This window comes from Micromonospora phaseoli (assembly GCF_900109115.1).
In the GTDB taxonomy this organism is placed as follows: domain Bacteria; phylum Actinomycetota; class Actinomycetes; order Mycobacteriales; family Micromonosporaceae; genus Micromonospora; species Micromonospora phaseoli.
This window is the reverse complement of record NZ_FNYV01000001.1, coordinates 1,025,073-1,036,202: the sequence shown is the minus strand read 5'-3', so window position 1 is coordinate 1,036,202 and position 11,130 is coordinate 1,025,073. Positions and strand designations below refer to the sequence as shown.

The 11,130-nt window shown below is 70.6% G+C and carries 10 protein-coding genes and 1 rRNA gene; 8 read left to right on the top strand and 3 right to left on the bottom strand.

The window, feature by feature from the left end:
* Positions 1-117 (bottom strand): 16S ribosomal RNA (locus BMY89_RS04785); the annotation flags it as partial.
* Between the two features lie 632 nt (positions 118-749).
* Complete coding sequence (tyrS, locus tag BMY89_RS04780; protein WP_092375626.1) at positions 750-2,036, bottom strand: tyrosine--tRNA ligase; 1,287 nt, start codon at positions 2,034-2,036, stop codon at positions 750-752.
* Between the two features lie 104 nt (positions 2,037-2,140).
* Between tyrS and BMY89_RS04775 the strand changes: the two genes are divergently transcribed.
* From BMY89_RS04775 to BMY89_RS04740, 8 genes are all read left to right on the top strand, one after another.
* A complete protein-coding gene (locus tag BMY89_RS04775) occupies positions 2,141-2,530 on the top strand; it encodes a PaaI family thioesterase (RefSeq protein WP_372433320.1) in 390 nt (129 codons plus the stop codon).
* Between the two features lie 280 nt (positions 2,531-2,810).
* Positions 2,811-3,884, top strand: coding sequence for a Gfo/Idh/MocA family protein (locus BMY89_RS04770; RefSeq protein WP_232521048.1), 1,074 nt, complete (start codon positions 2,811-2,813; stop codon positions 3,882-3,884).
* 67 nt (positions 3,885-3,951) lie between these two features.
* Positions 3,952-4,917 (top strand): NAD-dependent epimerase/dehydratase family protein, encoded by a 966-nt coding sequence (locus tag BMY89_RS04765; protein WP_175510277.1) that lies wholly within the window; start codon positions 3,952-3,954, stop codon positions 4,915-4,917.
* Positions 4,918-5,054: 137 nt separating this feature from the next.
* A complete protein-coding gene (locus BMY89_RS04760) occupies positions 5,055-6,167 on the top strand; it encodes a DegT/DnrJ/EryC1/StrS family aminotransferase (protein ID WP_092375202.1) in 1,113 nt (370 codons plus the stop codon).
* On the top strand, positions 6,167-6,910 hold the full coding sequence (locus BMY89_RS04755) for an acetyltransferase (protein ID WP_092375199.1): 744 nt from the start codon (positions 6,167-6,169) through the stop codon (positions 6,908-6,910). The genes BMY89_RS04760 and BMY89_RS04755 overlap by 1 nt, the downstream gene beginning before the upstream one ends.
* A 1-nt stretch (position 6,911) precedes the next feature.
* Positions 6,912-8,033 (top strand): DegT/DnrJ/EryC1/StrS family aminotransferase, encoded by a 1,122-nt coding sequence (locus tag BMY89_RS04750; protein WP_092375196.1) that lies wholly within the window; start codon positions 6,912-6,914, stop codon positions 8,031-8,033.
* 34 nt (positions 8,034-8,067) lie between these two features.
* Entirely contained in the window at positions 8,068-9,300 is a 1,233-nt protein-coding gene (locus BMY89_RS04745) for an MFS transporter (RefSeq protein WP_232521047.1), read from the top strand.
* Positions 9,297-10,340 carry a TolB family protein gene (locus BMY89_RS04740; protein ID WP_198413955.1) on the top strand — a complete coding sequence of 348 codons (1,044 nt, stop codon included), beginning with the start codon at positions 9,297-9,299 and terminating at the stop codon, positions 10,338-10,340. The genes BMY89_RS04745 and BMY89_RS04740 overlap by 4 nt, the downstream gene beginning before the upstream one ends.
* A gap of 61 nt (positions 10,341-10,401) precedes the next feature.
* On the opposite strand, the gene BMY89_RS04735 is transcribed toward BMY89_RS04740, so the two are convergent.
* Entirely contained in the window at positions 10,402-10,950 is a 549-nt protein-coding gene (locus BMY89_RS04735; RefSeq protein ID WP_092375185.1) for a DUF1062 domain-containing protein, read from the bottom strand.
* Positions 10,951-11,130: the final 180 nt, after the last annotated feature.

Here is an 11,130-nt window from a genome sequence, read left to right as displayed (position 1 = left end):
TCACGTGTTACTCACCCGTTCGCCGCTCGAGTACCCCGAAGGGCCTTTCCGCTCGACTTGCATGTGTTAAGCACGCCGCCAGCGTTCGTCCTGAGCCAGGATCAAACTCTCCAACAAAAACTGTCGAAAAATCATCCCAGCAACAAAAAATGTTGCCAAAGGAAACCCCACACCAAACAGACCAAAGCCTGCCCAGCACAAGGCATCAAAACAATTGGCACTGGCTTATCAAGCACCCTGTTGAGTTCTCAAAGAACAACCACACACCATCAGGAAACCCACCCAAGCAGGCAACCCTCCGGGGCCCAACCCGCACCCACCTCGCAGCGGGCACTTTTACTACGTTACCGGATGGTTTCTAGCGTGTCAAACCGGCTTGTGCCACTTTGCCGCGCTTCATACCATTACTCCGGGCACCACGAAGTCGACCGACATTGCCGTTCGTTTCGTGATTTTGGCAGGCCAGCCGCTGCGGTCTCCCGCGAGCGCGCCTGGGGCCCCACCAGCGGCCAACCATACCCGGTCGGTTCCGCCTCGCCAAATCCGCCTCGCGGCGAACGTGGGGGCACCACCCGGTCTCGGCCTTGATGGGCGTACCCATCCGGCCTGAGAAGGTCGACCTACGCTCCGGCCTAAGGTCTTTCGACCTGTTTCGTCCGTTCCGCGCTGGCAGAGAGAAAGTTACGCGCCCAGCGGATGGGTCGTCAAATCCGCCGGGCGCGTCCCGCGTCACACCAACCGACCGAGGACTATCCGTCCAGTTCCACGCCGGCGAAGGAGCGCTTTCCGCGCCGCAGCACGAGGTAGCGCCCGTGCAGCAGATCCTCCGGATTCACCACGGCGTCCGCCTCGGTCACCCGCTGGTTGTTGACGTACGCGCCGCCCTCGGCGATCACCCGCCGGGCCTCCTTCATGCTCGGCACCAGACCCGACTCCCTGAGCAGGGCGGCGACCTCCGGGAGCTGGCCGAGACGGACCAGGCCGGCTTCGGTGAGGGCGGCGCGGAGCGTCACCGCGGACAGCTCCTCCAGCGAACCTCGACCGAAGAGTGCCTGGCTGGCGGCGACCACCTGGGCCATCTCGCGCTCACCGTGTACGAGGGTGGTCAACTCCTCGGCGAGAGCGCGCTGGGCCGCGCGCGAAGCCGGGCGCTCGGCGGTCTCCTTCTCCAGTGCCTCCAGCTCCTCCCGGGAACGGAAGCTGAAGTAGCGCAGGTAGCGGCCCACGTCTCGATCATCGGCGTTGATCCAGAACTGGTAGAAGGCGTACGGGCTGGTCATCTCGGGATCCAGCCAGATCGCGCCGCCCTCGGTCTTGCCGAACTTCGAGCCGTCGGACTTGGTCACCAGCGGCGTGGTGAACGCCTGCACCGGCCCGAGGCCACGGCGCCGGACGTAGTCGACGCCGGCGGTGATGTTGCCCCACTGGTCGGAGCCGCCGAACTGGAGCTGGCAGCCGTATCGACGGTGCAGCTCGAAGAAGTCGTGGGCCTGCAGCAGCTGGTAGCTGAACTCGGTGAAGCTGATGCCGCTCTCCAGCCGGGCCCGGACCACCTCCCGGGCCAGCATCCGGTTGACTGGGAAGTGCTTGCCGACGTCACGGAGGAACTCGACCACCGACATCTCGGCGGTCCACTCCAGGTTGTTGACCAGCTGGGCGGCGTTCTCCCCGGTGTACGAGACGAAGGGCGCCAGCTGGTCACGGATCCGTTGCACCCAGGTCGCCACGACCTCCGGCGGGTTCAGGGTCCGCTCCGCGCTCTCCTTCGGGTCACCGATCTGCCCCGTCGCCCCACCGACCAGCAGCAGCGGTCGGTGCCCGGCGAGTTGAAGGCGGCGAGCGGTGGTGACCTGCATCAGATGACCGACGTGCAGGCTCGGCGCGGTCGGGTCGAAGCCCACATAGAAGGCGGCGCCGGTGCCGTCGAGCAGCACGCGCAGCTCGTCGAGGTCGGTGGAGTCCTGGATCAGGCCGCGCCACCGCAGGTCGTCGGTGAGGGAGTCCCGCCCGGTCGGCGGGAGGTTGCTGTCGGTCACGGTCACCGATTCTCCCCCATGAGCCCGCTCCCGCCCTACCGGGTTGTCCTCGCCGTGCCCCGGCTAGGCTGGCAACCGCCAAGATCGAGGAGGCTGCCGTGGAGATGTCCACGATGTCGGGCGGTTTCTTCGCCCTGCTCGGGCTGAAGTTCGACGAGGCCAGCGGTGACCGGGTGACGATCCGCTGGGAGGTCCGCCCCGAACTGCATCAGCCCTACGGCATCCAGCACGGCGGGGTGTACTGCGCGGTGGTGGAGACAGCGGCCAGCGTGGGTGGAGGGCTGTGGCTGGGTGACCGCGGCCAGGTGGTCGGCGTGTCCAACCAGACCGACTTTCTGCGGGCGGTCCGTACCGGCGAACTCACCGCGGTCGGCACTCCGGTGCACCGGGGGCGCAGCCAACAGCTGTGGCAGGTGGAGATCACCGACGCGGAAGCCCGGCTGGTGGCCCGCGGTCAGGTCCGTCTCCAGAACCTCTATCCGAACGCCAGCTGACCACGCCGCAGATTCCGGGTGCCCTTCCACCGTGCGGCGCTGCCGTCCGGCTGGTGAACGGCGCTCCCCTGGTCGACATGGCGAGGTGCGCCAGCCGACGCAGCGGACGGTATGGGCCACCCGGGGGCGGCGGACAACCGAATGGCTTCCTCGCCCCGGCGGCATTGTTGGAATTCCGTCACTGCCCTGGCGTCGCCGACGGCAGTCTCGATAGCTTCCCGGGCGGACCATCCTGACCCACCCCTCAGCGAATCCCCGTCCTGCTAGCGAACGGATGTCCGTGAACTCAACGCACGATGCCGCCGACGAACCGATCGGCGTGGCCGTCGTCGGCGCCGGCTACTGGGGTCCGAATCTCGTCCGCAACTTCCAGGCCTCCGCCGACTTCCGACTGCGCTGGCTCTGCGACCTCGACGTGGGCCGCGCCGAGCGGGTACTCGGCGGCTACTCGACGGTCCAGGCCACCAATGATCTGGCCGCGGTCCTCGCCGACGAGACGGTGCGGGCGGTGGCCATCGCCACCCCGGCGGCCAGTCACCTCGAGGTGGCGATGTCGGCGCTGCGGGCCGGCAAGCACGTGCTGGTGGAGAAGCCGCTCGCGGCCAGTTCCACCCAGGGACGGGCGCTGGTCGCCGAGGCGGAGCACCGGGGTCTGTCGCTGATGTGCGACCACACCTACTGCTACACGCCGGCGGTGCTGCGCATCCGTGACCTGTTGCACCACGGTGAGCTGGGCGAACTGCAGTACCTCGACTCGGTACGGATCAATCTTGGGCTGGTGCAGCGCGACATAGACGTGATGTGGGACCTGGCCCCGCACGACCTGTCGATCCTCGACTTCGTCCTGCCGCCCGGCGTGGCTCCGGTCGCCGTGGCCGCCCACGGCGCGGACCGGATCGGCGCGGGGCGGGCCTGCGTCGCCTACCTGACGTTGCGCCTGAACACCGGCGCGATAGCGCACATCCACGTCAACTGGCTCTCGCCGGTGAAGATCCGTACCACCATCATCGGCGGCTCCAAGCGCACCCTGGTCTGGGACGACCTCAACCCCAGCCAGCGGCTCTCCATCTTCGATCGAGGGGTGGACGTGGCCTCGACGGAGGAGCTCGGCGACGAGCAGCGGCGGGACATGCTGGTGTCCTACCGCTCAGGGGACATGGTCGCGCCGGCGCTGACCGAACGGGAGGCGCTGCGGACCATGGTCGAGGAGTACGCCCGGTCCATCCGCAGCGGCACCCCGGCGCTCACCGACGGCCGGTCCGGGCTGCGGGTGATCGCGATCCTCGAGGCCGCCTCCCGAAGCCTCGCCGACGGCGGACGGCTGGTCGAGCTCAGCGAGTGGGCAGCGCAGTGACCGGACGCGATATGAGACCTCGCTTGGCACAGCCGCAGGGTGGCCTGGATTGGAGCGGAACACTGTCATGAGCGCGGTCGAAATCGCCGGGGCGCGCGCCCTGGTCACGGGCGGGGCGGGCACGATCGGCTCCCATGTCGTGGACGAGCTGGTCGCCGGCGGTGCCGCCGAGGTGGTTGTCCTCGACAACTTCGTCCGCGGGCGGCGGGACAACCTCGCCAAGGCCCTGCCGCACGGCACCGTGCGACTCGTCGAGGGCGACATCCGGGACGTCGCCCTCGTGCACGAGTTGACCCGGGACAAGGACCTGGTCTTCCATCTCGCCGCCATCCGGATCACCCAGTGTGCCGAGGAGCCCCGGCTCGCCAACGAGGTTCTGGTCGACGGCACGTTCAACGTGCTGGAGGCGGCGGCCGCGGCCAAGGTACGCAAGGTCGTCCTGTCGTCGTCGGCCTCGGTGTACGGCCTCGCCGACGACTTCCCGACCGACGAGTCGCACCACCCGTACCACAACGACACGTTCTACGGCGCGGCGAAGGCGTTCAACGAGGGCATGCTGCGCAGCTTCCACAGCATGTACGGGCTGGACTACGTCGCCCTGCGCTACTTCAACGTGTACGGCCCCCGGATGGACATCCACGGGCTCTACACCGAGGTGTTGATCCGCTGGATGGAGCGGATCGAGTCGGGTCAGCCTCCGCTGATCCTCGGCGACGGCCTGCAGACGATGGACTTCGTGCACGTCGCCGACATCGCCAGGGCCAATGTCCTGGCCGCCCGGGCCGACGTCACCGACGAGGTGTTCAACGTCGCCAGCGGCACCGAGACCAGCCTGCGGGAGTTGGCCCAGGCGCTCAGCGACGTGATGAAGTCCGACCTGGCGCCGGAGCACGGGCCGGCTCGCGCGGTCAACGGGGTGACGCGCCGCCTGGCGGACACCACCGCCGCCGCCACCCGGCTGGGATTCCGCGCCGAGATCGGCCTGCACGAGGGGCTGCAGGGCCTGGTCGACTGGTGGCGGGGCGAGAAGTGAGCGCGAGGAGTGAGCCGGGCCTGCGAGCCCCGCAGCCGCGAACAGACGACGACCCAGTGAGCGCGAGGAGTGAGCCGGGCCTGCGAGCCCCGCAGCCGCGAACGAAAGACGATTCAGTGACTCCGCGGATTCCGGTCATGATTCCTCGGCTCGGCGAGGAGGAGGCGCAGGCCGCCGCCGACGCGGTCCGGTCGGGCTGGGTGGCCCAGGGGCCGCGGGTGGCCCGCTTCGAGCAGGAGTTCGCCGCCCTGGTCGGCGCCGGACACGGGGTGGCCGTCAGTTCCTGTACCACCGCCCTGCACCTGGCTCTGGTGGTGCTCGACGTCGGCCCCGGCGACGAGGTGATCGTCCCGTCGTTCTCCTTCATCGCCACCGCGAACGCGGTGCGGTACGTCGGAGCGACCCCGGTTTTCGCAGATGTCGACCTCGGCACGGGGAACCTGACGGTGGACACTGTCGACGCGGTGCGTACCCCCAGGACCCGGGCGGTCATCGGCGTCCACCAGGGCGGTGTGCCGTTCGACGTCGCCGCGCTGCGCGAGGCGGCCGGTCGGTGGGGAGTGGCGCTGGTGGAGGACGCGGCCTGCGCTGCGGGCTCCACGGCGTACGGCCGGCCGGCCGGTGCCGGCGCCGCGCTCGCCGCCTGGTCGTTCCATCCCCGCAAGCTGCTCACCACCGGTGAGGGCGGGATGGTCACCACCGACGATCCGGCGTGGGCGGCCCGGCTGCGGCGGTTGCGGGAGCACGGCATGAACGTCTCCGCGGCCGAGCGGCACGCCAGTGCCCAGCCGGTGCTGGAGTCGTATCTGGAGACCGCCTTCAACTACCGGATGACGGACATCCAGGCGGCGGTCGGGTTGGTGCAGCTCGGTCGGCTCGCGGAGCTGGTCGCGCAGCGGCGGGCCCTGGCGGCGCGCTACCACGACCTGCTCGCCACGATCGAGGGTCTGGTGCCGGTCCGCGACCCGGAGTACGGCGAGACCAACTTCCAGTCGTTCTGGGTGCTGATCGATCCGGAGTACGGGGTCAGCCGCGACGAGGTGCTCGCGGAGTTGGCTGTGGCCGGGGTGTCGGCCCGGCGCGGCATCATGGCCGCCCACCTGGAGCCGGCGTACGCCGACCTGGCACCCGGGCCGCTGCCGGTGACCGAGCGGCTGACCCGTGACTCGCTGATCCTGCCGCTGCACCACGCGCTGACCGAGGACGACCAGGACCGCGTCGTCGGCGTACTGCGCAAGCTGGCGGGCTGATGCGCGAGCTGGTCATCGTCGGGGCGGGCGGGTTCGCGCGGGAGACCGCGGCGGCGGTACGGGCGATCAACGACGTCCGGCCGACGTGGCGGCTGCGCGGCTTCCTCGACGACGATCCGGCGCTGCGCGGCACCGAACGGGCCGGCCTGCCGATCCTCGGCGCGATCGACCGGCTGGCCGACCTGCCCGACGCGGCCGTGGTGGTCTGTGTCGGCAATCCGCGTGACTACGCGGCCCGGCAGCGGATCGTGCACCGGCTGGGGCTGCCCGCCGAGCGGTATCCGACGATCGTCCATCCGGCGGCCCACGTCGGCGCGGGCAGCTCACTCGGCCCTGGCACGGTACTGCTGGCCGGGGTGGTGCTGACCGCGGACGTCACGGTGGGCGCGCACGTGGCGGTGATGCCGCAGGTGGTCCTCACCCATGACGACCGGGTCGCCGATCATGTCACCCTCGCCTCCGGGGTGCGGCTCGGCGGCGGGGTTGCGCTGCGTACCGGTGCGTATCTCGGCGCGGCGGCGCTGATCCGTGAGTCCGTGACGGTCGGCGAGTGGTCCCTGGTCGGGATGGGTTCGGTGGTGTTGCGCGACGTGCCGTCGGGCGAGGTCTGGTTGGGCAGCCCGGCGCGCCGGCTGCGCGCCGCACGGCCGGGCCGACTGGCACCGCAGGCCGAGCCGGCCGTGGCGAGCCAGGCCGCGCCGGCCGTGGGGGAACTGACAGTGTCGAGGGTTGTGGGGAACTGACATGCCGAAGATTCCGCTCGTCGATCTCGCCGCCGCGCACCTTGAGGTGGCGGAGGAGGTGGAGTCCGGGTTCAAACGGATCGTCGCGGAAACCGCGTTCATCGGTGGGGCCGAGGTCGCCGCGTTCGAGCGGGAGTACGCCGCGTTCAGCGGTGTCCCGCACTGTGTCGGCGTCGCCAACGGCACCGATGCGCTCGAACTCGCCCTGCGCGCCGTCGGAGTCGGTCCGGGTGCCGAGGTGATCCTTCCGGCGAACACCTTCATCGCCACGGCCGAGGCGGTCGCCCGGGCCGGCGGACAGCCGGTTCTGGTCGACTGTGACCCGGGGTCCTACCTGATCGACGTCGACGCGGCGCTGGCCGCCGTCACACCGGCGACCCGGGCCGTGGTCCCGGTGCACCTGTACGGGCAGCTCGCCGACGTCGAGCGGCTGCGCGCCGGGTTGACCGGGCGGGACGTGGCGGTCGTCGAGGACGCGGCCCAGTGCCAGGGCGCGACCCGGCACGGCCACCAGGCCGGCACCGGTGGCATCGCCGCCACCAGCTTCTACCCGGGCAAGAACCTCGGCGCGTACGGCGACGCCGGTGCGGTGGTGAGCGCCGACGCCGATCTCGCCACCACGGTACGCACCCTGGGCAGTCACGGCGGTCTGACCCGGTACGCGCACGACATCGTCGGGATGAACAGCCGCCTCGACGGCCTCCAGGCGGTGGTGCTGCGGGCCAAGCTCGCCCGGCTCGCGGGCTGGAACGCGCGCCGCCGCGCGGCCGCGGCCCGCTACCACGAGCTGCTCGCGCCGTTGGACGTGGTCCGCCCGGTCACGCTGGACGGCAACGAGCACGTCTGGCACATCTACTGCGTCCGGGTTCCGGGTGACGGCACCCCGGCCCGCCGCGACGAGGTGCTGTCCCGGCTGAACGCGGCGGGGGTGGGCGCCGCCATCCACTACCCGGTTCCGGTGCACCGCACCGGCGCCTTCGCGCACCTCGGTCACCCGGCGGGCGCGTTCCCACACGCCGAGCGTGCCGCGACCGAACTGCTCTCGCTGCCGATCTACCCGCAGATCACCCCCGCACAGCAGGCTCACGTCGTCGAGACGCTGGCCACCGCGCTGTCCGGCTGAGCGACGAGGGCAAGGCCGGATCGTGTACGTGTCAGTGCGGAACCGACCCCACTCCGACGGAACGGGCAACCGGGGCGTAGGTCGCCGGGTCTCCAGCACCGTGCTCCTGCTGGGCGTCGTCAGCCTGCTGACCGACGTCTCCTCGGAGATGGTGGCCTCGATCCTGCCCCTCTACCTCACCGCCGTGGTCGGGCTCAGCCCGATCGCGTACGGCTTTCTGGACGGGATCTACCAGGGGGTCAGCGCGTTCGTCCGGCTCGCCGGCGGCTACGCCGGTGACCGGGGCGGGCAGCCGAAGTGGGTGGCGGTGCTCGGCTACGGGACCTCGGCGTTGAGCCGGATCGCGTTGCTGCCGGCCGCCGGCTTCGCCGCGATCACCGCGGTCATCACCGCCGACCGGCTCGGCAAGGGGCTACGCACCGCGCCCCGGGACGCGTTGATCGCCGAGGCATCCGAGCCGAGCATGCTCGGCCGCTCGTTCGGGGTGCACCGGGCGCTCGACACGTTCGGGGCGGCACTCGGACCGCTGGTCGCCTTCGCCCTGCTGGCCACCGTGCCGGGCAGCTACGACTCGGTCTTCGTGGTCTCGTTCGCCGTCGCCGTGCTGGGCCTGGCGGTGCTGGTCCTCTTCGTGCCCAACCTGCGTACCGCGAGCCGGGGTGCCCGGTTGGGTCTGCGGCGGGTGGCCGCCGAGGTCGGCGGCCGACGGTTGCGTCGCCCGCTGCTCGCGGCCGGTCTGCTCGGTCTGGTCACCGTCGGCGACGGCTTTCTCTACCTGGCGCTGCAGGACCGCGACGACTTCGCGGCCACCTGGTTCCCGCTGTTGTACGTCGGCACCAGCGTCGCCTACCTCGGGCTGGCCGTGCCGCTGGGCAGGCTCGCCGACCGCTTCGGACGGGGCCGCGTCCTGGTCGCCGGGCACGGCGCGCTGCTCGCCTGTTACCTGCTGGCGGCGTTGCCGTCGGGCGGCCTGAGCCTCACCCTCGCCGTGCTGCTCTGCCTCGGCGTCTACTACGCGGCCACCGACGGGGTGCTGCCCGCGCTGGTCAGCCGGCTGGTCTCGGCGCAGACCCGGGGCAGCGGCATCGCCGCCGCGCAGACCGTGGTGGTGCTCGCCCGGTTCGGCTCCTCGCTGCTGTTCGGCCTGCTCTGGAGCCTGCAGGGGCCGCAGTGGTCGCTGCTGCTGTTCGCGGGGCTGCTCGCCGTCGCGGTGCCGGTGGCCGCCCGGCTGTTGCGCGACGTCGAGCGGGACGAGGCCACGGCATGAGCGATGAGCAACGAGGTGGCGCGATGAGCCTGCGGGTCCGACTGGCGGTGCTCGGCACCGTCGCGCTGCTCGCGGTCGTCGGGGCCGCCGGCTACGTGTGGCGGGTACGGCACACCCAGGTCAGCGTTGAGGCGGCGGCCACACCGGTGGCCACCGGGGGCGCGCTCGAACCGTTACGCGGGCAACCGCACCTGGTGTTCCGCAGCACCGCCCTCGGCGCGCAGTACGGACGTGTCGCGGTGGTGCCGCTTAGCGCACCCGGCGGGCCCCGGACGTTCACCCCGGTCTCCTGCGAGCGGGTGTACGCCACCGCTGACCGTGCCGTCTGCCTCTCCGCCGAACGCGGCATCCTCACGACGTACTCCGCCCGGCTGCTCGACGCCGACTGGCGGCCGACCCAGGACCTGCCGCTGACCGGGGTACCGAGCCGCACCCGGCTGTCTGCCGACGGTTCGCTGGTCGCCACCACCAGCTTCGTCTCCGGTGACTCGTACGCAAACCCGGGCCAGTTCTCCACCCGCACCGTGGTCACCCGAGCCGGCGGTGCGGTGGTGGGCGACATCGAGCAGTTCAAACTCGTCGTCGACGGCCGGACGGTCACCGCGATCGACAAGAACCTGTGGGGCGTCACCTTCGCCGACGATGACCGCTTCTACGCCACCGCCGCCTCGGGTGGTCGGACCTGGCTGGTCGAGGGCAGCCTGGCTCGCCGGACGGTGACGGCGCTGCACTCCGACGTGGAGTGCCCGTCGCTGTCGCCGGACGGCACCCGGGTGGCCTTCAAGAAGCGCGGCGATCTGCCGCCGGGCCGCTGGCGGCTGGCGGTGTACGACCTGACGACCGGCGTCCAGACCCTGCTCAGCGAGGTCCGCAGCGTGGACGACCAGGTCGAGTGGCTCGATGACGACACGGTGCTGTACGGGCTGCCGCGAGCCGACGCGGCCTCGGCCTCCAGCGACGTCTGGGCCGTGCCGGCCGATGGCAGCGGGGAGCCGCGCCTGCTGGTGGCCGACGCCTGGTCGCCGGCGGTGGTGCGCTGAGGCGGTGGTGCCGGGCCTGCCCGGCGGGTCATGCCGGACAGGCCCGTGATCCCGGGAGGGCTCAGCGCTTGAGCGTGAAGGTGAAGTCGCCGGAGAGCCTGCCGCTCAGCCGGACTGCCGAAACGAGTTTCCCCTCCGTGATCAGTCTCTCGACCTCGGCCCGTGAAAGAGCGCAACCTTCAGCGATCAGTCGCACCGGCCGGACAGGGATCCGCGCCGCGAAGTAGACCGAGACGTCGATCACCTCGCGGTCCAGGTGATCCGATCCGCCGGTGTCCAGGTGCCAGGCGCCGTCCCAGTCGAGGGCGATGCGATTTCGGCGCCGCACGGCCGGGTCCTGGAGCAGCTCGGTTGTCAGGCCAGGGTCGTTGTCATGCAGCCGGTCCAGCAGATCGGGTCGTACGGAGCGGACGGTCGTTCGCTCCAGGACCGTGAGCTTTGCTGTTTCCCCGCAGGCGGTGCAGAGCGCGAGGAGCCAGGCGTCGATGAGTTTGTGGTTTGCGTTGACGCGAAATTTGCCGCTTGCCCGGAAACGCTCGGATGCGCACGCGTGGCAACGGCGGCGAACGAGCGGCAGGCAGGTGGGCACGACTATCCAGTTTTCGAGCACAGAAGTACACCGGTTTCAGTGAGAAGTCCGCAGCAAGAAGGAGCGCGGCGCACAGGCGCGACGCGCGACAAATCAGCGCTCGGGAGGTCTCACAGGGTGTACAACGGCTCGTCCTTCACTAGACGACCTGGTTCGGCAGCACGGTAATGGCGCACGGCGGCGCGGTGCCACTGGTTTCGA

Coding starts and splice junctions, on each gene's coding strand:
- BMY89_RS04775 (WP_372433320.1), top strand. CDS start 2,141: ATGTCCACGATGTCGGGCGGTTTCTTCGCCCTGCTCGGGCTGAAGTTC.
- BMY89_RS04765 (WP_175510277.1), top strand. CDS start 3,952: ATGAGCGCGGTCGAAATCGCCGGGGCGCGCGCCCTGGTCACGGGCGGG.
- BMY89_RS04760 (WP_092375202.1), top strand. CDS start 5,055: ATGATTCCTCGGCTCGGCGAGGAGGAGGCGCAGGCCGCCGCCGACGCG.
- BMY89_RS04755 (WP_092375199.1), top strand. CDS start 6,167: ATGCGCGAGCTGGTCATCGTCGGGGCGGGCGGGTTCGCGCGGGAGACC.
- BMY89_RS04750 (WP_092375196.1), top strand. CDS start 6,912: ATGCCGAAGATTCCGCTCGTCGATCTCGCCGCCGCGCACCTTGAGGTG.
- BMY89_RS04740 (WP_198413955.1), top strand. CDS start 9,297: ATGAGCGATGAGCAACGAGGTGGCGCGATGAGCCTGCGGGTCCGACTG.